This window comes from Streptomyces sp. NPDC046349, assembly GCF_055587885.1.
In genome coordinates this window covers 547,667-568,848 of sequence record NZ_JBVJFK010000001.1, presented here as the reverse complement: position 1 = coordinate 568,848, position 21,182 = coordinate 547,667, and the positions used below count along the sequence as shown (strand labels likewise).

Sequence of the window (21,182 nt, the reverse complement as noted above, 5' to 3'; positions counted from 1 at the left end):
CCGATGTCATGCCACCACGGCCGGAATCGCATCCCGCAGCCGTGCACGACAGGCGCACCCCTCAACAGTAGGACGCGGGAGGCTTCCAGGGGCAGCGGTCGGCAGTGGTTGCCCGAATGCGACCCAGCCATCCTCATCAGTACGGTATCCGCCGAACGGGTGAGTTTGGACCGGGGCCCCCGGTCACCCCTCCGATGATCCGACAGGTCACCGCCCTGCGACCAGCCTTGTACCGGCCGTTTACCACCGTCCGTCGCGCCTGGCGTGCGCCCGTCCGTACGGCCGCACGCCACGCATCCGTTCGCCTTCGCTACTCCCCCTCGGGGATTGCCCGGCCGGACCTACTCCCCTCCGGGTGCGCCGTCCACCGGGAGCGCGGCTTCGCGTGCCGCGTCCGGGCCCTGCTCCAGCAGCACGGCGAAACCGCCGTCGTCGAGGATGGGCAGCTTCAACTGGACGGCCTTGTCGTACTTCGAGCCGGGGTTGTCGCCGACCACGACGAAGGAGGTCTTCTTCGAGACGGATCCGGTCACCTTGGCGCCGCGGCTCTGCAGGGCCTCCTTGGCCCCGTCCCTCGTGTGGTTCTGCAAAGTGCCGGTGACGACCACGGTCAGCCCCTCGAGGGGCCGCGGCCCCTCCTCCTCGGCGGAACCTTCCTCCTCCATCCGCACGCCGGCCTCCCGCCACTTGCGCAGGATCTCCTGGTGCCAGTCGACCGCGAACCATTCCTTGAGGGAGGCCGCGATGATCGCGCCGACGCCGTCGGTGGCGGTCAGCTGCTCCTCGGTCGCCGCCTCGATGGCCGCGATGGACCGGAACTCGCGGGCGAGGGCCTCGGCCGCGACCGGCCCGACGTGGCGGATGGACAGGCCGTTGATGATGCGGGCGAGCGGGCGCTCCTTGGCGGCGGCGATGTTCTCCAGCATCGCCAGGGCGTTCTTCTTCGGCTCGCCCTTCTGGTTGGCGAAGACCCTGACGATCTTCTCCTCGCCGGTCTTCGGGTCCCGCTTGGGCAGGCCGCTGTCCTGGTCCAGGACGTACGCCTTGATGGGCAGCAGCTGCTCGATGGTCAGGTCGAAGAGGTCGCCCTCGTCGAGCAGGGGCGGCTGCGCCGGCTCCAGCGGGCCGGTCAGGGCGGCGGCCGCGACCATGCCGAAGTTCTCGATGTCCAGGGACTGCCGGCCGGCCAGGTAGAAGAGCCGCTCACGCAACTGGGCGGGGCAGGTCTGGGCGTTGGGGCACCGGACATCGATGTCCCCCTCCTTCATGGGCCGCAGCGCCGTCCCGCAGGCGGGGCACTCGGCCGGCATCTCGAACTCCCGCTCGGTGCCGTCGCGCAGATCCACCACCGGTCCGAGGATCTCGGGGATGACGTCACCGGCCTTGCGCAGGACCACGGTGTCCCCGATGAGCACGCCCTTGGCCTTGACGACCTCCTGGTTGTGCAGGGTCGCGAACTCGACCTCGGAGCCCGCCACCGTCACCGGTTCCACCTGCGCGTACGGGGTCACGCGCCCGGTGCGCCCGACGCCGACCTTGATGTCGATCAGCTTCGTGTTGACCTCTTCGGGCGCGTACTTCCAGGCGATGGCCCAGCGCGGGGCGCGGGCGGTGGAGCCGAGGCGGCCCTGGAGTGCGATCTCGTCGAGCTTGACGACCACGCCGTCGATCTCGTGCTCCACCGAGTGGCGGTTCTCGCCGAATTCCGCGATGAACTCCCGGACCTCGGCGAGCGAGGAGACCACCTTGTTGTGCCGGGCGGTGGGCAGGCCCCACTCGCGCAGCAGCTCGTACGCCTGCGACTGGCGCTCGATCTCGAAGCCCTCGCGGGCGCCGATGCCGTGGACGACCATGTGCAGCGGGCGGCTCGCGGTGACCTTGGGGTCCTTCTGCCGCAGCGAACCGGCTGCGGCGTTGCGCGGGTTGGCGAAGGGCTTGCCCTCGGCCGCGACGAGTCTCGCGTTGAGTTCCTCGAACTTCTCCATCGGGAAGTAGACCTCGCCGCGGATCTCGACGAGCGCGGGGATCCGGTCGCCCTTCAGCCGGTCCGGGATCTCGGCGATGGTGCGGACGTTGGGCGTGATGTCCTCACCGGTGCGGCCGTCGCCGCGGGTGGCCGCCCGGGTGAGGCGGCCGTTCTCGTAGGTGAGGTTGACGGCGAGGCCGTCCACTTTCAGCTCGCACAGGTAGTGGTAGGCGGGAGTACCCGTGTCCCGGGCCACCCGCTCGGCCCAGGCGGCCAGTTCCTCGTCGTCGAAGGCGTTGTCGAGGGAGAGCATGCGCTCGCGGTGCTCGACGGAGGCGAAGTCCGTCGCGTACGCACCGGCCACTTTCTGGGTGGGCGAGTCGGGCGTGCGCAGCTCCGGGTACTGCTCCTCCAGCGCCTCCAGCGAACGCAGCAGCGTGTCGAACTCGGCGTCGCTGACGACCGGCTGGTCGTTCACGTAGTACCGGAAGCGGTGCTCCTCGACCTGCTCGGCCAGCAGCTGGTGCTGTTCACGCACCGCTGCCGGTACTGCCGTGTCCTGCTGTTCGGCTGCCATGCCGTGTCCTCCCGTGGCCCGTCTCGACCGTCACTCAGGGTTGTCGGCGAGCGACCTCGCCGCCCTGACGCAATGTGCCTGCACCGCGCGGGCGTAGGCGGGCGACGCACCCGCCAGACCGCACGAGGGGGTGACCACGACGGACTCGGCCAGAGTCCCCGGGGCCAGCCCCAGCCTGCGCCAGAGCTTCCTGACACCCATGACGCTACCGCCCGGGTCCGACAACGGGCCGTCGGTGCCCGGCACCACTCCGGCGAACAGCTTGGTACCGCCCTCGACGGCCTCTCCGACGGCGTCGTCCTCGCGCTCCGTGAGCAGGGAGAAATCGAACGACACGCCCGTGGCGCCGGCCCGCCGCAGCAGGGCGAATGGGACCTCGGGCGCGCAGGAGTGGACGATCACCTCGCCGTCGTGGACGGCGAACAGGTCGCGCAGGGCGCCCTCGACGACCTGCCGGTCGACGGCGCGGTAGGTGCGGTAGCCGCTCGCGGAGCGGACCCGGCCGAGCAGCACGGCCGTCAGGGACGGCTCGTCGAGCTGGAGCACGACGTCGGCGCCGGGGATCCGCCGCCGCACGTCGGCCAGGTGTTCGCGCAGGCCCTCGGCGAGGGATCCGGTCAGGTCCCGGCAGGCGCCGGCGTCCTGCAGCATCGCCTCGCCGCCGTGCAGCTCCAGGGCGGCGGCAAGCGTCCACGGCCCGACCGCCTGGATCTTGAGCTTGCCGGTGTAGCCCTGCGTGAACTCCTCCAGGGCGTCCAGGTCCTCGGCCAGCCAGGACCGCGCCCGGCGCGTGTCGCGCCCGGGCCGGTCGCTGAGCCGCCAGCCGCTGGGCTCCACGTGCGCGTACATGTCGACGAGCAGCCCGGTCGAGCGGCCGATCATGTCGGCGCCGGGGCCGCGGGCCGGCAGTTCGGGCAGGTACGGGAAGTCCTCGAAGGAGCCGGTGGCGGTCTTGGCGGCCTCGCGGGCGTCGCCGCCCGGCAGCGAGCCGACGCCGGTCGCACCCGCGCTCATCGGCCCGGCCTGACGGTCAGGTCGTTGACCTCGGCGTCGCGGGGCAGGTCGACGGCCATGACGATGGTGGTCGCCACCGACTCGGGGTCGATCCAGGCGGCGGGGTCGTACTCCTTGCCCTCCTGCGAGTGCACCTTGGCCTGCATGGGGCTGGCGGTGCGGCCCGGATAGACGGAGGTGACGCGGACGCCGTTGGCCCGCTCCTCGGCGCGCAGGGAGTCGGCGAGGGCCTTCAGGCCGTGCTTGGAGGCGGCGTACGCGCTCCAGTCGGCGTGGGCGTTCAGGCCGGCACCGGAGTTGACGAAGACGACGGTGGCCTTGGAGGCGCGCAGGGTGGGCAGCAGCAGCCGGGTCACCTCGGCGGGGGCGATCAGGTTCACGTTGAGCTGCTGGTGCCAGGTCTTGGGCCGCAGCTCGCCCACCGGCCCGAGGTCGACGATCCCGGCGATGTGCAGGAGCGAGTCGATGCGCTCGGGGATCGCCTGCTTGGAGAACGCCCAGGAGAGCCGGTCGGGATCGGCGAGGTCGCCCACGAGGGCCCGCGAGCCGGGGTAGCGCTCGACGAGCTGCTTGCCGCGGGCGGCGTCGCGGGCCAGGAGGACGAGGTCCTCGCCGCGGGCGTGCAGACGGTTCGCGACGGCGGCGCCGATGCCGGAACCGGCACCGGTGATCAGGTGAGTAGCCATGACGCCCATGCTCGCAGGTCGCGGGCGGCGGGGAGGGGGAAGCCCCGGGGTCCCGGCCCCGGGGCGGGGCCCCGGGGACTCGGCCCGCCTCGGCCGCCCGCCGTACCGGGCGGCCGGCGCGGGGGCGACGGGCCCGGAGACCGGGGTCAGGTGCCGACGGCCGCCGCGTACGCCCGCTCCACGGCCCGGGGGCGGCGGCCGCCCGCCCCGCGGTGACGGAAGGGGCGAATCCGTGGCCGATCGTGGCGTGCGGGGGCGCGGCGACGAGCCGTGCCCGCACGGCGGCCCGCGGCCCGGCCCACCGCCGGAGCGCCTGCGCCCGTACCGTCGGCCGGCGCGGCGGCGCGGTCCGGCGCGGGCGGGGCGAAGCGGCCGCCGGAGGACCGTTCAGGCTCCTCCCGGCGGTCCTCCCAGAACTCCACCGTCCAGCCGGGCCACCGCTGCCCGACGGGGCGGGCGTGGGCCCGGGCCGTGTTCAGCCACCAGCCGACGCGGCGCCGGGCCGGGTCGACGTGGATCCCCGGGATCGGCCCGCAGCCGGTGTCGGCCGTTGTCGGGGGCGTCCCGAAGCCGGTTCCGGCAGGGCGGGGCATCGGCCACGTTCCTCGTCGTCCGGCTCCAGCGCCGGGTCGGGACACACGCCGTCATCCGGCTCCTGCGGGGCGAGGCCCAGGTGGGCGCGCAGCCCGCTCTGGCCCCCGTAGAGCCGGCGCACCTCCCCGTCGGGCCGGCGAACCGCAGCAGCTCCGGGCCGGCGGCCCGGGTGCGCAGGGAGGCGGACGGTCCCTCCCTCGCGAAGACCAGCAGGAGCTGCGGGAGGGGTCGGGGAGGACACCCGCCTCGACCATGTCGTCCGGGCACCAGCTGTCCTCGGGCGTACGGGCGCGCAGGTACGGGATCACCACCTCGGGCCCGGCCGGCAGGGCGAGGTCCAGCGCCACCGCGCCGTAGGAGGAGCGGTGGCGGGTGCACCCGTCGGCGCCCGCGAGGACGTGAGGGGCCCGGTTGCCCGTCAGAGGCCGGATTCGGCCCGCAGGCGGGCGGCCGTTTTCGATGCGTCGTAGTCGGCCGGGACGCCCTCGACCAGGACGGCCTCCCCCGCTATGTGGTTCGTGCGCAGCGGGAGGATGGCCTGGTAGGCGTCGGAGGCGTACCAGGCGCGGGCCCGCTCGACGTCGGGGAAGCCGATGACGACGACGGTGCCGGAGAAGGGGCCCTCGAGGATCTCGACGTCCTTGCCGTGCACGAGGAAGCGGCCGCCGAAGGGGTCCATCGTCGACTGGACGGCCTCGATGTAGGTGAGGATGTCCTCGTTCATCGTCTCGGGGCGGAGGTGGGCGATGGCGTACGCGGTCATGGTCTGCTCTCCTGTCGGTTCCAACCCGGCTGCCCGTGCGGGCCGTTGGTCCGAGCCTGTCAGCGTGCGCCCGCGGTGGCGATTACCTCGGAGGTCATGCCGGGGCGGCGGGCCGGAAGGTGCGGCGGTAGGCGATCGGGGAGACGCCGAGGGACGCGCGCATGTGTTGGCGCAGGGAGCCCGCGGAGCCGAAGCCGGACCGGTGGGCGACGAGGTCGACGGGGAGGTCGCTGGATTCGAGCAGGTGCCGGGCCGTCTCGAGGCGTTGCGCGGTGAGCCACTGCACGGGGGTCATGCCGACCTCGTCGCGGAAGCGCCGGGTGAAGGTGCGCAGGCTCATCCGGGCGTGGGCGGCGAGCTCCGCGAGGCTGACCGGTTCGGCGAGGCGCTCCAGGGCCCAGGCGCGGGTGGCGGTGGTGGTGGCGACGGTGGGCTCGGGGACGGGCCGGTCGATGAACTGGGCCTGCCCGCCGTCGCGCCAGGGCGGTACGACGCACATGCGGGCGGCGCGGTTGGTGACGGCGACGCCGTGGTCGCGGCGGACCAGGTGCAGGCACAGGTCGACTCCGGCGGAGACCCCGGCCGAGGTCAGGACGTCGCCGTCGTCGACGAACAGGACGTCCTCGTCGATGCGGACGCGGGGGTAGGCACGGCGGAATTCGTCGGCGAGGTTCCAGTGCGTGGTCGCGGGGCGGTCGTCGAGGAGGCCGGCGGCCGCGAGCACGTAGGAGCCGGAGCAGATGGACACCAGGCGGGTGCCGGGGCGGATGCCGGCGATGGCCTCGGCCACGGCGGGCGGCAGCGGCCCGCCGTGGGCGAGCTGGGGCATGGCATGGGTGGGCGGGACGATCACCGTGTCGGCGGCGGCGAGGGCTTCCGGGCCGGCGGCGGGCCGGAGGGAGAATCCGCAGTCGCTGGGCACGGGGGCGCCGTCGGCGGTGCAGACGACAACCTCGTAGAGGGCGTCGCCGTCGTCGTCGACGGCACTGCCGAAGACGCGGGAGGGGATGCCCAGCTCGAACGGGGGGAAGCCGGGCAGGGCCAGTACCGCAACCAGGTGCCGGCCGTCCGCGCCGCTCCCGCTGCGGCTGGTGTCCTCGATGTGCTCCTGCGTCTCACCCATGGCCAGATCCTGTCACATAGTGGCCAAACGGCCAACACCATGAGGCCGCGCGATGGCCGAGTCTGGGACACGTCGCCGGGAATCGGCCCGGTATCGGACGCAAACGAACGGAATGAGGCGGACTGAGATGCGCGCGATCGTCGTCAATGAGTGGGGCGGCCCGGAGAACCTGGTCGAGCGCGAGATCGAGCGGCCGGAGCCGGGGCTGGGCGAGGTCCTCGTACGGGTCCACGCGGCGGGCGTCAACCCGGTCGACTGGAAGACCCGCGCCAGCGGCGCCCTGATCACCTGGGGCGAGACGCCGATCGTGGGCTGGGACGTCTCCGGCACCGTCGAGGCGGTCGGACCCGGCGTGACCCTCTACGCCCCCGGCGACGAGGTGTACGGCATGCCGCACTTCCCGCGCCAGGCGGGCGGCTACGCGGAGTACGTGGCGGCCCCGGCGCGGCACTTCGCCCGCAAGCCCGCCTCCCTCGACCACGTTCAGGCGGCGGCGCTGCCGCTGGCCGCGCTGACCGCCTGGCAGGCGCTGGTGGACACGGCCGGTGTCACGGCCGGGCAGCGGGTGCTCGTGCACGCGGCGGCCGGCGGCGTCGGGCACCTGGCGGTGCAGATCGCCAAGGCCCGCGGCGCGTACGTGATCGGCACCGCCAGCGCCGCCAAGCACGACGTGCTGCGCGGACTGGGCGCCGACGAGCTGATCGACTACCGCTCGGTGGACTTCGCCGAGGCCGTCTCGGACGTCGACGTCGTGCTGGACGCCCTGGGCGGCGACACCGCCGAGCGCAGCCTGAAGGTGCTGAGGCCCGGCGGCCACCTGGTCTCGCTGCCCGGCCCGGACTCCGTTCCGGCGGATGCCGGCGGGGTGAACGCGTCCTGGGTGCTGGTCGACCCGGACCTGGCAGGCCTGGTGGCGATCGCGGACCTGGCGGACCGGGGCCTGCTGAAGCCGCTGGTCGAGACGGTGCTGCCGCTGGCGGACGCCGCCCGGGCCCACGAGATCGGCGAGCAGGGCCGGACCACCGGCAAGATCGTGCTGACGGTGGTCTGACCTGGGCCCGTCAGACGGCTGCGGCGGCCCGCGTCGTGGTCGCGATGGTGGCGGAGCCGACCACGCGGGTGCCGTCGTAGAGCACGATCGCCTGGCCGGGGGCCACGCCGCGGACGGGCTCGGTGAAGGACACGCGCAGCTCGCCGTCCACGACCTCGGCGAAGACCTCGGTCTCGCCGCCGTGGGCGCGCAGCTGAGCGGTGTAGGTGCCCGGGGCGGCCGCCTCGCCGCCGCACCAGCGGGGGCGGATCGCGGTGAGGGCGCGGACGTCGAGGGCCTCGACGGGGCCGACGGTGACGGTGTTGTTCACGGGGGAGATGTCGAGGACGTAGCGCGGCTTGCCGTCGGGGGCCGGGTGGCCGATGCGCAGGCCCTTGCGCTGGCCGATGGTGAAGCCGAAGGCGCCCTCGTGGGTGCCGATCTTCTCGCCGGACTCGTCGACGATGTCGCCCTCGGCCTTGCCGAGGCGGTGCGCGAGGAAGCCCTGGGTGTCGCCGTCGGCGATGAAGCAGATGTCGTGGCTGTCGGGCTTCTTCGCGACGGCCAGGCCGCGGGCCTCCGCCTCGGCGCGGATCTCTTCCTTGGTGGTGAGGGTGTCGCCGAGCGGGAAGAGCGCGTGGGCGAGCTGCTTCTCGTCGAGGACGCCGAGGACGTACGACTGGTCCTTGGCCATGTCGGAGGCGCGGTGCAGCTCGCGGGAGCCGTCCTCCTTGAGCACGACGGTGGCGTAGTGGCCGGTGCAGACGGCGTCGAAGCCCAGGGCGAGGGCCTTGTCGAGCAGCGCCGCGAACTTGATCTTCTCGTTGCAGCGCAGGCAGGGGTTCGGGGTGCGCCCGGCCTCGTACTCGGAGATGAAGTCCTCGACGACGTCCTCGCGGAAGCGCTCGGCGAGGTCCCAGACGTAGAAGGGGATCCCGATGACGTCGGCGGCGCGGCGGGCGTCGCGGGAGTCCTCGATGGTGCAGCAGCCGCGGGCGCCGGTCCGGAAGGACTGCGGGTTCGCGGAGAGGGCGAGGTGGACGCCGGTCACGTCGTGCCCGGCTTCGACGGCGCGGGCGGCGGCGACGGCGGAGTCCACTCCGCCGGACATGGCGGCCAGGACGCGAAGGGGGCGGTCGGTGCGCGGCAGGTTCTCAGTCATAGCACCGTCCAGGGTACGGGGGAACCGAACGGGGTCACAGCGCGTTGTCGGGTCAGGGGGGTGGATCACATGACCGAGCAGGGGAACGCCGGACCGAAGCCGAAGAGCCGCACGCGCCGTGCGGTGCTGTTCGGTGGCCTCGGCATCGTCGCAGCGGGGGCGGTCGCCGGGCGGGACGAGATCAGCCGCGCGTGGTGGCTGCTGCCGGGGGTGGCCAAGCCGCGCAAGGAGGGCGAGATCGACCACACGGGTGCGGGATGGACCGCGGCCTCGCCGGCGAACTGGCGGTTGGCGGACCGGCCCGACGACTACCGGGTGGACCGGATCGTCGTGCATGTCACACAGGGCGGCTTCAAGTCCTCGGTGGACGCCTTCAAGAACCCCTGGCACAAGGCCTCGGCGCACTACATAGTCCGCGGTGACGGGCACGTGGAGCAGATGGTGCGCGAGCTGGACGTGGCCTTCCACGCGGGCAACCGCTCGATGAACGAGCGCAGCGTCGGCATCGAGCACGTCGGCTTCGTGGACCGTCCGAAGGACTTCACGGACGCCATGTACGCGGCGTCGGCGCGGCTGGCGGCCGACATCTGCCGCCGCTACGACTTCCCGGCGGACCGCAAGCACATCGTGGGGCATTCCGAGGTGCCGGGCGCCGACCACACGGATCCGGGCGACCACTGGGACTGGGGCCGCTACATACGCATGGTCCGGGAGGCCCTGGCCGCTTCGGCCTGAGCCTCCCGGACGCTCAGCTGAGACCTGCCGTCCGGGCGCGCTCCACCGCGGGGCCGATGGCCGCCGCCAGGGCGGCGACGTCCTCCTTGGTGGAGGTGTGGCCGAGGGAGAAGCGCAGGGTGCCGCGGGCCAGCCTCGGGTCGGTGCCAGCCGCCAGCAGGACGTGGCTCGGCTGGGCGACGCCTGCGGTGCAGGCCGAGCCGGTGGAGCACTCGATGCCCTGGGCGTCGAGCAGAAGCAGCAGGGAGTCGCCCTCGCAGCCGGGGAAGCTGAAGTGGGCGTTGGCCGGAAGCCGCTCCTCGGGATCCCCTCCGAGGACGGCGTCGGGCACGGCCGCGAGCACCGCGGCGATGAGCTCGTCGCGCAGCGCGCCGACCTCGGCGGCGAACTGCTCGCGCCGCTCGGCGGCGAGGACGGCGGCCACCGCGAAGGCGGCGATGGCGGGCACGTCGAGGGTGCCGGAGCGGACGTGCCGTTCCTGCCCGCCGCCGTGCAGGACGGGTACGGGGCTCTGGTCGCGGCCGAGGAGCAGCGCTCCGATGCCGTACGGGCCGCCGACCTTGTGGCCGCTGACGGTCATGGCGGCGAGGCCGCTGTCACCGAAGTGGACGTCGAGCTGTCCGAACGCCTGGACGGCGTCGGAGTGCAGCGGGATCCCGGCCTCGCGGGCGGTGTCGGCCAGTTCACCGACCGGCATGACGGTGCCGATCTCGTTGTTCGCCCACATGACGGTGGCCAAAGCGACGTCGTCGGGGTTGCGCTCGACGGCTTCGCGGAAGGCATCGGGGTGCACGCGTCCGTAGCGGTCCACGGGCAGGTAGTCGACCTGGGCGCCCTCGTGCTCGGCGAGCCAGTGCACGGCGTCGAGCACGGCGTGGTGCTCGACGGGGCTGGCGATGACCCGGGTCCGGGCGGGGTCGGCGTCGCGCCGGGCCCAGTAGAGGCCCTTGACGGCGAGGTTGTCGGCCTCCGTGCCGCCGGCGGTGAAGACCACCTCGCTGGGGCGGGCGCCGATCGCCTCGGCGAAGGCCTCGCGGGCCTCCTCGACGGTACGGCGGGCCCGGCGGCCGGCGGCGTGCAGGGAGGAGGCGTTCCCCGTGGCGGCGAACTGCGCGGTCATCGCCGCGGCGGCCTCCGGCAGCATGGGGGTGGTGGCGGCGTGGTCGAGGTAGGCCATGATCCCCCGATTCTAGGGGCCCACCCGTGCCCGTCCGCCCGGCGGGACCCGATCCGGCCGGGCCGCGGGGGGCTCGTACCCGCCCCGCCGCCTCCCGGCCGGGTGCCGCGCCGCGCGCGCGGGGGGTCACATGCGCAGGGCGCGCGCGAGCTGGCGGGACTGTGCGACCAGGTGGTCGGTGGAGTCCCAGACCTCGGCGTCCTCCTCCAGGAAGCCGCCGGCCAGGTTCCGGGTGGTAATGGAGATCCGCAGCGGGCCCGGGGCCGGGCGGCGCCGGATGTGCGTGGTGAGCTCCACGGTCGGGGTCCAGGCCACCAGGCCGAGGTCGAAGGCGGTCGGCGGCAGCGCGTCCACCGCGAGGAGCAGGGAGAGCGGGTCGGCGTCGCGGCCGTCGGCCAGCTCGAACCAGGCCCGCATCTCGCCCTTGCCGGAGGGCGCGCCGACGGCCCAGCCCGCGGTCGCCGGGTCCAGTCGGAGCCGGAGCCGGTCCACGATGGCGGAGCTGCCGGGGATCGGCGCGGGGCCCGCCTCGGGGCCGACGCAGTTCTCGTAGGAGGGCATGAGCGGCGGCTCGGCGGCCGTCCGTACGTCGTCCGGCAGGGAGGCGAGGTCGCCGTAGGAGGCGAGGACGCGGATGCGCTCGACCTCGTTGCCGTGCTCGTCGTACTGGAAGAGCGAGGCCTGGCCGGTGGAGAGGGTGCGGCCGACCCGGACGATCTCGGTGCGGATCACGGCGGGGCCGGGCACGGAGGAGGTCAGGTAGTGCGCGGACACCGTGAAGGGGTCCGGGTGCGGGAGGGTCGCCGACAGGGCCCGGCCGACCAGGGCCAGCAGGTAGCCGCCGTTGACAGCGGCGATGATCGTCCAGCCGGCGGAGAGCTCCGCGTCGTACACGCCGGGCTCACCCGCGCGTTCGGTGATGGCGGTGTCGCGGTCGAACTCGCTGTCGCCGATGGATGCCTGGGCAGCTGCAAATGACATGGAACGACGGTACACCCGCTTGCTACTAAGCGGTAGCTTTCTCTGGTTACGGCTCTTCGGCCACCGAGGAGCGCCGGTTCCAGGCCAGCGGTGCCCGCCAGTGGTACCGCATGGCGAGGAGCCTCAGGACGAAGGTCGTCACGATCGCCAGGCCGGTGGTGACGGCGTTGAGGGAGTCCAGGGCGATGGAGACGGCGACCATCGCGGCCCCGACGGTGGCGGGCACGGCGTACATCTCGCGGTCGCGCAGCAGCGAGGGCACCTCGTTGACCAGGACGTCGCGCAGTACGCCGCCGCCGACGGCCGTGGCCAGGCCCAGTGCGGCGGACGCGGTCAGGCCGAGGCCGTACTCGTAGGCCTTGGTCGTGCCGGTCACGCAGAACAGCGCGAGGCCGGCGGCGTCGAAGACGTTGATGGCCCGGTTGATCCGCTGGACCTCGGGGTGCAGGAAGAAGACGATCGCGGCGGCCACCAGCGGGGTGACGAAGAAGCTGAGTTCGCCGAAGGCGGCCGGCGGGACGGCCCCGATGACCAGATCGCGGAAGAGGCCGCCGCCGAGGGCGGTGACGAGGGCGAGCACGGCGATGCCGAAGACGTCGAAGTTCTTGCGGACGGCGAGCAGGGCGCCCGCGGTGGCGAAGACGAAGATGCCGGCGAGGTCCAGGGCATGTTGGACCCCCGGCGGGAAGAGATCGTGGAGCACGGGGCCATTGTCGCCTGCCGCGCCGCCTGCGGCGGGCTCTGCGGAATGCGAGGCTCCGCCGCCGTGGCCGGGTGCGGGTCAAGGACTCGGGGCTCCGCCCCGGACCCCGCGGCCCGCCGCCGCGGCCGGGCGCGGGTCAAGGACTCGGGGCTCCGCCCCGGACCCCGCGGCCCGCCGCCGCGGCCGGGTGCGGGTCAAGGACTCGGGGCTCCGCCCCGGACCCCGCGGCCCGCCGCCGCGGCCCGGACGCGGGTCAACGATCCGGGCTCCGCTCCGGACCCCCGCGCCTCAATCGCCGGCGGGGCTGGATTGGCGCCGGGCGGGCCGGTACGGCCCACCCGGCGCCCGGCCTCACTCCGTCGCCGTGGCCACCGCGTCCGACGCGCCAGGCAGGGGTTTGTCGCCCGGGGCCTGGTCGGGGGCGTTCTCCGGGTGGTGGCAGGCCACCTGGTGGCCCGTCTTCAGCGCGAGCAGCGGCGGCTCCTGCGTCGCGCAGATCTGCGTCGCCTTCCAGCACCGCGTGTGGAAGCGGCAGCCGCTCGGCGGCGAGATCGGGGAGGGGACGTCGCCCTTGAGCAGGATGCGGCCGCTCTTGACGCCCCGGCGCCTCGGGTCCGGCACCGGCACGGCCGACATCAGGGCCGCGGTGTAGGGGTGCATCGGCTCCCCGTACAGGGACTTGTTGTCGGCGAGCTCGACGATCTTGCCGAGGTACATCACCGCGATCCGGTCCGACACGTGACGGATGACCGACAGGTCGTGCGCGATGATCACGTAGGTGAGGCCGAGTTCCTCCTGGAGGTCGTCCAGCAGGTTCACCACCTGGGCCTGGATCGAGACGTCCAGCGCCGAGACGGGCTCGTCCGCGACGACCAGCTTCGGCTTCAGCGCCAGGGCCCGCGCGATGCCGATCCGCTGGCGCTGGCCGCCCGAGAACTCGTGCGGATAGCGGTTGTAGTGCTCGGGGTTGAGGCCGACGAGCGACAGCAGCCGCTGGACCTCCGCCTTGAGCCCGCCCTCCGGGGTCACGTTCTGGAGCTTGAACGGGGCGCTGACGATGGTGCCCACCGTGTGGCGGGGGTTCAGCGAGCCATAGGGATCCTGGAAGATCATCTGCACGTCGCGGCGCAGCGGCCGCATGCCCGCCACCCCCAGGTGCGTGATGTCCTTGCCCTCGAACTCGATGGTGCCGCCGGTCGGTTCGAGCAGCCGCGTGATCAGCCGGCCCATGGTCGACTTGCCGCAGCCGGACTCGCCGACGATGCCGAGGGTCTCACCGCGCCGGACGTCGAAGTCGAGGCCGTCGACGGCCTTGACCGCGCCGGACTGCCTGCGCAGCAGCCCCTTGGTGATGGGGAAGTGCTTGGTCAGGCCGGTGACCTTGAGCAGCGGCTCGGGAGAGTCCGTGGCCTGCGCCGGAAGGGTGACGGCCGGATCCGTCTTCTTGGTGTCGGTCACAGCTTCGGCGCAATCTCTTCGGTCCAGATCCGGGTCCGCTCCTCCTGCGACATGTGGCAGGCGGACCAGTGGCGGGTGCCGTCCTGCCCGGTGTCGTCCTGCGCCGTGAGCTCGGGGCGCACGGTGCGGGTGACGTTGCCCTTGGGCACGTCGGCGTAGGGGCAGCGCGGGTTGAAGGCACAGCCGCTCGGGATGTTGATGAGGCTGGGCGGCGAGCCCTTGACCGGGATGAGGCGCTCGGTCTGCTCGCGGTCGATGCGCGGCATCGAGCCCAGCAGGCCCCAGGTGTAGGGGTGCCGGGGCTCGTAGAAGACCTTCTCGGCGGTGCCCCGCTCGACGCAGCGGCCGCCGTACATCACGAGGAGTTCGTCGGCCATCTCGGCGACCACGCCGAGGTCGTGCGTGATCATGATGACCGCTGAGCCGAACTCCTTCTGCAGGTCCCGGATCAGGTCGAGGATCTGGGCCTGGACGGTGACGTCCAGGGCGGTCGTCGGCTCGTCCGCGATGAGCAGTTCGGGATTGTTGACGAGGGCCATCGCGATCATCGCGCGCTGGCGCATGCCGCCGGAGAACTCGTGCGGGTAGCTGTCGAACCGCTTGTGCGGCTCGGGAATGCCGACGCGGTCGAGGAGCTCGACGGCCCGCTTGCGGGCGGCCTTCTTGTCGACCTTGTGGTGGACCCGGTACGCCTCGGAGATCTGCTTGCCGACCGTGAAGTACGGGTGCATCGCGGACAGCGGGTCCTGGAAGATCATCGCGATCTCCCGGCCGCGCAGCCTGCGCACCTCGTCCTCGTCGGCGGAGAGCAGTTCCTTCCCGTCGAGCCAGATCTCGCCGGAGATCCGGGCCCGCTGGCGGCCGTACTGGCCCACCCGGTGCAGGCCCATGATGCCCAGCGAGGTGACCGACTTGCCGGATCCGGACTCGCCCACGATACCGAGGGTCTTGCCCTTCTCCAGGGTGAAGGAGAGACCGTCGACCGACTTGACCAGCCCGTCCTCGGTGGGGAAGTGCACCTTGAGGTCGCGGACCTCGAGGAAGGCGGTGGACGGCGAAGCGCCGTCGTAGGGCTGGTTGAGCGCTCCGGTCTCTCCGGTCTTGGTCGTCGGGTCGGTCATGACAGCCTCACTCGGGGGTCGATCACCGCGTACAGGAGGTCAACGATGAGGTTCGCGGCGACGACGAAGAACGCGGAGATCAGGGTGATGCCCAGGATGACCGGGAGGTCGTGCTCGCTGATGGCGCGCACCGCGCTGTAGCCCAGGCCGTGCAGCGAGAACGTGTACTCGGTCAGGACCGCGCCGCCCATCAGGGCGCCGAGGTCGAGGCCCAGGACGGTCAGGATCGGCGTCATCGTGGAGCGCATGGCGTGCTTGCCGATGACGACGGGTTCCGTCAGGCCCTTGGCGCGGGCGGTGCGGATGTAGTCCTCGTTCAGGACTTCGAGCATCGTCGCGCGGGTGAGCCGCGCGTACATCGCCGCGTAGAGGAAGGCGAGGGAGACCCACGGCAGGACCATGCCGTTGAACCACTTGCCCGGATCCTCGGCGAAGCTCGCCTCCGGTCGTCCGAACCAGCCGAGCTGGTCGGAGAAGAGGGCGATGACGAGCATGCCCGTGAAGTAGATGGGGAGGGACACGCCGGCGAGGGCGACGCCCATGGCCGAGCGGTCCAGGACGCTGCCGCGCTTGAGGGCGGAGATGACGCCGGTGGCGACACCGCCTGCGACCCAGAGCACGACGGCGCCCATGGCGAGGGAGAGGGTGACCGGCAGCCAGTCCAGCAGCAGCGGCCAGACCTCCTGCTCGGTCTTGAAGGAGTATCCGAAGCAGGGCGCGGCGCATTGCGTGACGTCGGAGCCGTTGGCGTACGTGCGACCCGCCACCAGCCCGACGACGAACTTGCCGAACTGGACGAGGATCGGGTCGTCGAGACCCATCTTCTGCCGGATGCCCTCGATGGCGGCGGGGTCGGACTGCTTGCCCACGAAGTACAGGGCAGGGTCCGTCCCGATCAGCTTCGGGAAGAGGAAGAAGATTCCGAAGGTCACCAGCGTGATGACCAGCAGCATGACGAGGACGGCGAAGATCCGTCGGATGAGGTATGCAAGCACTGCGCTCGGCCTGGCCGCGGCCCGGGGGCGCCCTCTTCTGGAGAGCGCCCCCAGGCCGCAACCGCGGCCATCACCTGCCCTTCGTGCCTAGCGGGTGTGGCACTGGAACACTGGAACTGGACTGATGGACCGTTACTTCACGACACCGAGGGACGCGTAGTCGTAGCGGCCGTTGTAGGCGTCGGTGGTGTAGGCGTTCGTCAGCCGGGTGCTGCGCCAGGTGATCGTCTTGTCGTAGACGAAGGGCAGGTAGACCGCGGCCTCGGAGACCTTCTGGTTCATCTGCTTGTAGATGTCGCCGGCCTTGGCCGGGTCGGTCTCCGCGATGGCCTGGTCGAAGAGGCTGTTGATCGCCGGGTCGTTCAGCTCGGAGAAGTTGTTGTTGCCGCTCTGCAGGATGAAGCGACCGTCGACCAGCGGCTGCGAGAAGCCCTGTCCGGTCGGGAAGTCGGCGCCCCAGCCCATGATGATGATGCCGTAGCCCTTCTCCTTGACGACCTTCGGCGAACCGATGATGCCGGAGGTCTGGGCGCCGTCGAACTGGTCGACGTCGGCCTCGATGCCGACCTGCTTGAGGGCGTTCTGGAGCGAGACGGCCGTGGCGACCTCGACCGGCTTGTTGTTGCGGACGGCGATGGTGGTCTTGAAGCCGGTCTCCTTGCCGCAGGCCTTGAGGGCCTCCTTGGCCTTCTCGAGGTTCGGCTTGCCGTCGTTCTTCAGGACCTCGTACGGGTCGTACTTGGCGTCCGAGCCCTTGATGCCCAGGGGGAGCATGTTGGGGGCGATGTCGCCGCCGGCCTGCGGGCCGCCGCGGGCGGTCTGCAGGGACTTCTTGTCGGCCGCGTAGATGACGGCCTTGCGGCACTCGATGTTGTCGAACGGCGCGACGGTCTGCGGCATGACCGCGTACCGGATGAAGCCGGTCTGGCCGTTGTCGAGGTTGCCCTTGTGGTCCTTCAGCGCGGTGGCGCGGGCCGCCTGGCCGATGCCGGTCGCGTTGATGTCGAGGTCGAACTCGCCGTTCATCAGGCGCTTGTCCATGTCGTCCGCGTTCGCCATGAACGTGACCGAGATGGTGTCCGGGAGCGCCTTGCGGATGGTGTCCGACTCGGGCTTGTAGTTCTCGTTGCGCGAGAGCTTCATGCTCTTGTTCGGCTCGTAAGAGTCGATCTTGTACGGGCCGTTCGAGAAGGGCTTGAGGCCGTACTTGGCGGCCGTGTCCTTGTCCTGCTTGACCGGGCTCGCCGCGGGCATCGCCAGCATCTGCTCGAAGTCGCCGTTGGGCACCGGGAGCCTGAAGATGATGGTCTTCGCGTCCGGGGTCTCGATCGCCTTCAGGCCGAGCTTGTCCGGAGCGGTGTCCTTGTACGGGCCGGGGTACTCGGCCTTCGGGTCGAGGACCTGCTGGAGGTAGACCGGACCGCCGGAGATGACGTCCTGCGCCCAGGTGCGCTGGATGCCGTACTTGATGTCCTGGGCGGTGACAGGCGAACCGTCCTCCCAGGTCACGTTGTCCTTGAGGGTGTACTTGTAGGTCTTGCCGCCGTCGCTGATCTCGGCCTTGGCGGTGGCGAGGTCCGGGACGAGCTCGGTGCTCTCCTTGCCGGGTCCGGGCTTGAAGCTGATCAGCTGTCGCGTGTAGTAGCGGGAGAAGTCCCACATGAAGCCGTAGTAGCCGCGCTGCGGGTCCCACGAGTCGGCGTCCTGGGTGCCGACGAACTTCAGCTCGCCGCCCTTCTTGTCCGACGGGTTGGCGACCTTCTCGATGCCCGCGTTGAAGCCGCTGCCGGAGGCGGCGGCCTTGTCGTCCTTCTTGTCGGCCCCGCCACAGGCGGTCGCGGTGAGCATGGCCGCGAGCACGACGGCCGTGCCGGCGGCAAGTCTGCGCTTCGACGTGCGATGGGTAGTCACGATGCTCGCAACCCTCCGTTGTAGTTCCGGTGTACGTACGGCACGAGGCCGGTTCCTGGTTTGCCCTGCGGTGGCTAGCGGGAGCCCTTCGGGTCGAGGGCGTCGCGGACGCCGTCGCCGAAGAGGTTGAAGGCCAGCACGGTGATGAAGATCGCTACGCCGGGGAAGATCATGAAGAGCGGATCGTCCTCGTAGGTCCGCACGGCCGTGGCGAGGGTCTCCCCCCAGGACGGCGTGGGCGGCTTGACGCCGACTCCGAGGAAGCTCAGCGCCGCCTCGGTCAGCACGTTGGTGGGGATCATCAGCGTCGCGTAGACGGTGATGGGCGCCACCAGGTTCGGGAGCAGTTCGCGGAAGAGGATGTAGAAGCGGCCGGCCCCGAGGCTGCGGGCGGCCTCGACGTACTCCCGCTCACGCAGCGAGAGGGTCTGGCCGCGGACGATGCGGCCGATGTACGGCCAGCCGAAGAAGCCGATCACCAGCACCAGTACGGCGATGCGCAGGCCCGAACCCTCGAAGCCCCAGAGCTTGTTCGGGATGACCGAGATCAGCGCGATGATGAAGAGCAGCTGCGGGAAGGCCAGCAGCAGGTCCATGACCCGGCTGATGGTTGCGTCGACCCAGCCGCCGAAGTAGCCGGCGACGATGCCGAAGAAGGTGCCCAGCGAGACCGCCACGAAGGCGGACAGGAAGGCCACCAGCAGCGAGATCCGGGCGCCGTAGACGATGCGGCTGAAGACGTCGCGGCCGTTGACCGGCTCGACGCCGAGCAGGAAGTCGCTGCTCATGCCGCCCCAGTCGCCGAGCGGGAGGCCCAGCAGCGGGTCGAGCAGGTCCTCGTGCAGTTCCTCCGGCGGATGTCCGAAGGCCTTGACGATCAGCGGCGCGAAGATCGCGACGAGGATCAGCAGGATCACGATGATGCCGCCGGCCAGCGCGACCTTGTCCCGCTTCAGGCGCAGCCAGGCGATCTGCCACGGCGAGCGCCCCTCGATCGCCTTCTGCGGGACGTCGGGGGCGGCCACGGCCGCGGGCTCGGCCGCGCTGGTGTCGTGCAGTGGTGCCGTCATCGTGGTGGGGACCCCTCTCGGCCGACGGTGGCCGGCCCATGCCCGCCGCTGTGGCGGCTTGGTTCAATCGGCGTCGCTGGTGGTGCGATTGGCGAGAAATGTGCCGGAAGTGCACGTGAAGAGCCGGCGCTTGTGAGATGGACCGGCCTTCGGTGGGGGGAGTCTTCAACGCGCTCTCAACCGCCCGCCAGACCCCCCGGGGATGTGATGCGCAACCGTGATCTGCGCCTACACCTTCCGCTATCCGAACCGCCAGACCTGTTGAGCGGTGAAACACCGCCCGTTCGGCGCGGAACGGACATCCGACCCAACTTCCCTTTCGAGCGCGGATTTTGGGTCCATTCACCGGATATGCCGAAGGCCGCACCGATGGGACCGGTGCGGCCTTCGAGACGGATGTCTCAATATGCGGATGTGGAGCCGGACGTCGCCGCAGGTCTGCGGGGACGTCCCTGCGCGCCGGATCAGTACGCCGGCGCCTGGCCCTCCCGGTCGTAGAAGGGGCGTGTCTGCGCCCGCAGCCACATCGCCACGGGATCGTGCTCGTCCGCCAGGGCGACGGTGCACACCGGGACGCCCTCGGGGACCGCCCCGACCGACTGGCGCATCATCTCCCGTACGGACTCCAGCGCGGGCGCGGAGGCGTCGTACAGGTCGAGCCCGACCGCGAGGTACGGCGACCCGAGCGCCGGCTGCACCCAGGCGCGGCGCAGCGACCGCACGGCCGGGGTGCGGTGCGCGTGCTGGGTCAGCAGCCCGTAGAACTGCGGGAGCTCGATGCTGGGCTCGGACAGCCGCAGCGGGCCCGCCGGCATCCGTTCCAGGCCGGTCGCGATGCGCCGCAGGTCCGCCCACGGGACGCCGAGGCCGCCGCCCTGGGCGTGCGGGTTGAGCCACAGGCCCCAGCGGTCCGGGTAGAGGGCCCGGGCGATGTCCCGTCCGGTGACCACCTCGTAGCCGCGGTTCCAGCCGCTCGCGGCCAGCTCCTGGGGGGAGGTGACGCAGGGCGCGTAGCCGAGCCCTTCGACCTCCATCCCGCCGTACTGGGCGTCCGGGGACCCCGGCTGCCCCTGCCACAGCAGCATCCACAGCCGGCCCTCGGACAGGGCGTGCAGCAGTGCCTCGTAGCTCTCGTAGCGCCCGGGGGTCACCTGGCGCATCATGTGCTCGACCTGCCCGGCCGCGGCCGTGCCTGACGCACTCACCCGGTACCCCTCTTCGTCCGCCCGTCGCTCCACGCGTGCCTCACCCGGGCCAGCGCTCATGCGTGCGGCCAGGAGATGTAACCAGCTTAAGCGGCCCTACGGGAGGTAGAAGGGGCGTACGCGCTCACGAATCCAGTCCGTGACCGGGTCCTGGGCCGCGTCCAGGAGGATCAACTGCACCGGCCACGGCGCCGGAACGCGCGCCAGGGCCCGTCCGAGCGCCTCCATCGGGGCCTCCCGCATCTGCGGCTCCCATCCCACCAGGCGGACACCGATGAACAGTTCCGGGGCCCCTCCCTCGACGCTGGCGAGGCAGCGGTGCGCCGCGGCGACCACGCCGGTGGCGCGGAACTCCTCGCCGGCGGCGGCCAGGAAGTCCACCGGGTCCTCCTGCCAGTCGGGCTCGAAGAGCCGTACGCGGCCGCCGGCGGCGGGTCCGTCGAGCGGGCTGCGGCCGAGGCGGCAGAGCTCCGCGACGGCGGGCGGGGGCAGCGGTACGCCGACGGCGCCCTCCGGATTGACCGCGATGCCGAGCTGCGGGGGCAGCCCCCGGGCGAACTCGACCGCCGGGGCCACCGCGAAGTCCATGCCGGGGCCGACACAGGCGAGGAACTGTGCCTCGGAGCTGTAGACGGGGACGTACGCCGCCCCGCCGATGTCCATGGTGGGCAGGTCCAGACCGGCCGTGTCGGGGCCGCCGCCGCCCGGCAGGGGCACCCACACCTGGCTGCGCCCGAGCACCTCCAGGATCCGCCCGCCGGCGTCCGCCTGCCCGAGCGCCGCCCCGAGCACCTGCTCCAGCTCATTCCCCGGCCAGCCGCTGCCCTGCATCTACCCCTGCCCCTGTCTGGTCCCGCCCGTGTGGTCCCGCGCGTGTCGCCCCGCAGGGTACCGGCCCCCGGGCCGGCGCC

The 21,182-nt window shown here is 71.9% G+C and carries 19 protein-coding genes; 2 read left to right on the top strand and 17 right to left on the bottom strand.

Going from position 1 to position 21,182, the window contains the following annotated elements:
* Window positions 1-341 precede the first annotated feature (341 nt).
* From ligA to ACZ6JS_RS02635, 6 genes are all read right to left on the bottom strand, one after another.
* Window positions 342-2,543, bottom strand: coding sequence for an NAD-dependent DNA ligase LigA (gene ligA / locus ACZ6JS_RS02660; protein WP_469295280.1), 2,202 nt, complete (start codon window positions 2,541-2,543; stop codon window positions 342-344).
* 30 nt (window positions 2,544-2,573) lie between these two features.
* A complete protein-coding gene (locus ACZ6JS_RS02655; protein ID WP_469295278.1) occupies window positions 2,574-3,557 on the bottom strand; it encodes a methionine synthase in 984 nt (327 codons plus the stop codon).
* Window positions 3,554-4,243, bottom strand: coding sequence for an SDR family oxidoreductase (locus ACZ6JS_RS02650; protein ID WP_469295277.1), 690 nt, complete (start codon window positions 4,241-4,243; stop codon window positions 3,554-3,556). Before ACZ6JS_RS02650 ends, ACZ6JS_RS02655 begins: the two co-directional genes overlap by 4 nt.
* A 146-nt stretch (window positions 4,244-4,389) precedes the next feature.
* Window positions 4,390-4,836, bottom strand: a complete 447-nt coding sequence (locus ACZ6JS_RS02645) for a hypothetical protein (protein WP_469295276.1) — start codon at window positions 4,834-4,836, stop codon at window positions 4,390-4,392.
* Between the two features lie 419 nt (window positions 4,837-5,255).
* Window positions 5,256-5,600, bottom strand: a complete 345-nt coding sequence (locus ACZ6JS_RS02640; protein WP_469295275.1) for a DUF1330 domain-containing protein — start codon at window positions 5,598-5,600, stop codon at window positions 5,256-5,258.
* A gap of 94 nt (window positions 5,601-5,694) precedes the next feature.
* Window positions 5,695-6,723, bottom strand: coding sequence for a GlxA family transcriptional regulator (locus ACZ6JS_RS02635; RefSeq protein WP_469295274.1), 1,029 nt, complete (start codon window positions 6,721-6,723; stop codon window positions 5,695-5,697).
* A 127-nt stretch (window positions 6,724-6,850) separates the two neighbouring features.
* Here ACZ6JS_RS02635 and ACZ6JS_RS02630 point away from each other — a divergent pair, with 127 nt between their 5' ends.
* Complete coding sequence (locus ACZ6JS_RS02630; RefSeq protein ID WP_469295273.1) at window positions 6,851-7,774, top strand: NADP-dependent oxidoreductase; 924 nt, start codon at window positions 6,851-6,853, stop codon at window positions 7,772-7,774.
* Between the two features lie 10 nt (window positions 7,775-7,784).
* On the opposite strand, the gene mnmA is transcribed toward ACZ6JS_RS02630, so the two are convergent.
* Window positions 7,785-8,915 (bottom strand): tRNA 2-thiouridine(34) synthase MnmA, encoded by a 1,131-nt coding sequence (mnmA, locus tag ACZ6JS_RS02625; protein WP_469295272.1) that lies wholly within the window; start codon window positions 8,913-8,915, stop codon window positions 7,785-7,787.
* A 69-nt stretch (window positions 8,916-8,984) separates the two neighbouring features.
* On the opposite strand from mnmA, the gene ACZ6JS_RS02620 reads away from it, so the two are divergent.
* Entirely contained in the window at window positions 8,985-9,650 is a 666-nt protein-coding gene (locus ACZ6JS_RS02620; protein ID WP_469295271.1) for an N-acetylmuramoyl-L-alanine amidase, read from the top strand.
* A gap of 13 nt (window positions 9,651-9,663) precedes the next feature.
* On the opposite strand, the gene ACZ6JS_RS02615 is transcribed toward ACZ6JS_RS02620, so the two are convergent.
* From ACZ6JS_RS02615 to ACZ6JS_RS02570, 10 genes are all read right to left on the bottom strand, one after another.
* Entirely contained in the window at window positions 9,664-10,827 is a 1,164-nt protein-coding gene (locus ACZ6JS_RS02615) for a cysteine desulfurase family protein (RefSeq protein ID WP_469295269.1), read from the bottom strand.
* Window positions 10,828-10,953: 126 nt separating this feature from the next.
* Entirely contained in the window at window positions 10,954-11,808 is an 855-nt protein-coding gene (locus tag ACZ6JS_RS02610; protein WP_469295268.1) for a thioesterase family protein, read from the bottom strand.
* Between the two features lie 46 nt (window positions 11,809-11,854).
* The gene (locus ACZ6JS_RS02605; protein ID WP_469295266.1) at window positions 11,855-12,511 is read right to left on the bottom strand and encodes a trimeric intracellular cation channel family protein; all 657 of its coding nucleotides are present in this window, start codon (window positions 12,509-12,511) and stop codon (window positions 11,855-11,857) included.
* A 351-nt stretch (window positions 12,512-12,862) separates the two neighbouring features.
* Window positions 12,863-13,969, bottom strand: coding sequence for an ABC transporter ATP-binding protein (locus ACZ6JS_RS02600; RefSeq protein WP_469295264.1), 1,107 nt, complete (start codon window positions 13,967-13,969; stop codon window positions 12,863-12,865).
* Complete coding sequence (locus ACZ6JS_RS02595) at window positions 13,966-15,090, bottom strand: ABC transporter ATP-binding protein (RefSeq protein WP_469295262.1); 1,125 nt, start codon at window positions 15,088-15,090, stop codon at window positions 13,966-13,968. The genes ACZ6JS_RS02600 and ACZ6JS_RS02595 overlap by 4 nt, the downstream gene beginning before the upstream one ends.
* Window positions 15,087-16,085 (bottom strand): ABC transporter permease, encoded by a 999-nt coding sequence (locus ACZ6JS_RS02590; protein ID WP_469295260.1) that lies wholly within the window; start codon window positions 16,083-16,085, stop codon window positions 15,087-15,089. Before ACZ6JS_RS02590 ends, ACZ6JS_RS02595 begins: the two co-directional genes overlap by 4 nt.
* A 132-nt stretch (window positions 16,086-16,217) precedes the next feature.
* Complete coding sequence (locus ACZ6JS_RS02585; RefSeq protein ID WP_469295259.1) at window positions 16,218-17,996, bottom strand: ABC transporter substrate-binding protein; 1,779 nt, start codon at window positions 17,994-17,996, stop codon at window positions 16,218-16,220.
* Between the two features lie 74 nt (window positions 17,997-18,070).
* On the bottom strand, window positions 18,071-19,066 hold the full coding sequence (locus tag ACZ6JS_RS02580) for an ABC transporter permease (RefSeq protein WP_469295258.1): 996 nt from the start codon (window positions 19,064-19,066) through the stop codon (window positions 18,071-18,073).
* A 464-nt stretch (window positions 19,067-19,530) separates the two neighbouring features.
* Complete coding sequence (locus tag ACZ6JS_RS02575; protein ID WP_469295257.1) at window positions 19,531-20,271, bottom strand: enhanced serine sensitivity protein SseB C-terminal domain-containing protein; 741 nt, start codon at window positions 20,269-20,271, stop codon at window positions 19,531-19,533.
* A 96-nt stretch (window positions 20,272-20,367) separates the two neighbouring features.
* Window positions 20,368-21,102, bottom strand: coding sequence for an enhanced serine sensitivity protein SseB (locus ACZ6JS_RS02570; protein ID WP_469295256.1), 735 nt, complete (start codon window positions 21,100-21,102; stop codon window positions 20,368-20,370).
* Window positions 21,103-21,182 lie beyond the last annotated feature (80 nt).

Bases quoted from the DNA above. Each gene is read 5' to 3' on its own strand.
- ligA (WP_469295280.1), bottom strand. From the start codon at position 2,543: ATGGCAGCCGAACAGCAGGACACGGCAGTACCGGCAGCGGTGCGTGAA.
- ACZ6JS_RS02655 (WP_469295278.1), bottom strand. From the start codon at position 3,557: ATGAGCGCGGGTGCGACCGGCGTCGGCTCGCTGCCGGGCGGCGACGCC.
- ACZ6JS_RS02650 (WP_469295277.1), bottom strand. From the start codon at position 4,243: ATGGCTACTCACCTGATCACCGGTGCCGGTTCCGGCATCGGCGCCGCC.
- ACZ6JS_RS02645 (WP_469295276.1), bottom strand. From the start codon at position 4,836: ATGCCCCGCCCTGCCGGAACCGGCTTCGGGACGCCCCCGACAACGGCC.
- ACZ6JS_RS02640 (WP_469295275.1), bottom strand. From the start codon at position 5,600: ATGACCGCGTACGCCATCGCCCACCTCCGCCCCGAGACGATGAACGAG.
- ACZ6JS_RS02635 (WP_469295274.1), bottom strand. From the start codon at position 6,723: ATGGGTGAGACGCAGGAGCACATCGAGGACACCAGCCGCAGCGGGAGC.
- ACZ6JS_RS02630 (WP_469295273.1), top strand. From the start codon at position 6,851: ATGCGCGCGATCGTCGTCAATGAGTGGGGCGGCCCGGAGAACCTGGTC.
- mnmA (WP_469295272.1), bottom strand. From the start codon at position 8,915: ATGACTGAGAACCTGCCGCGCACCGACCGCCCCCTTCGCGTCCTGGCC.
- ACZ6JS_RS02620 (WP_469295271.1), top strand. From the start codon at position 8,985: ATGACCGAGCAGGGGAACGCCGGACCGAAGCCGAAGAGCCGCACGCGC.
- ACZ6JS_RS02615 (WP_469295269.1), bottom strand. From the start codon at position 10,827: ATGGCCTACCTCGACCACGCCGCCACCACCCCCATGCTGCCGGAGGCC.
- ACZ6JS_RS02610 (WP_469295268.1), bottom strand. From the start codon at position 11,808: ATGTCATTTGCAGCTGCCCAGGCATCCATCGGCGACAGCGAGTTCGAC.
- ACZ6JS_RS02595 (WP_469295262.1), bottom strand. From the start codon at position 15,090: ATGACCGACCCGACGACCAAGACCGGAGAGACCGGAGCGCTCAACCAG.
- ACZ6JS_RS02580 (WP_469295258.1), bottom strand. From the start codon at position 19,066: ATGACGGCACCACTGCACGACACCAGCGCGGCCGAGCCCGCGGCCGTG.
- ACZ6JS_RS02570 (WP_469295256.1), bottom strand. From the start codon at position 21,102: ATGCAGGGCAGCGGCTGGCCGGGGAATGAGCTGGAGCAGGTGCTCGGG.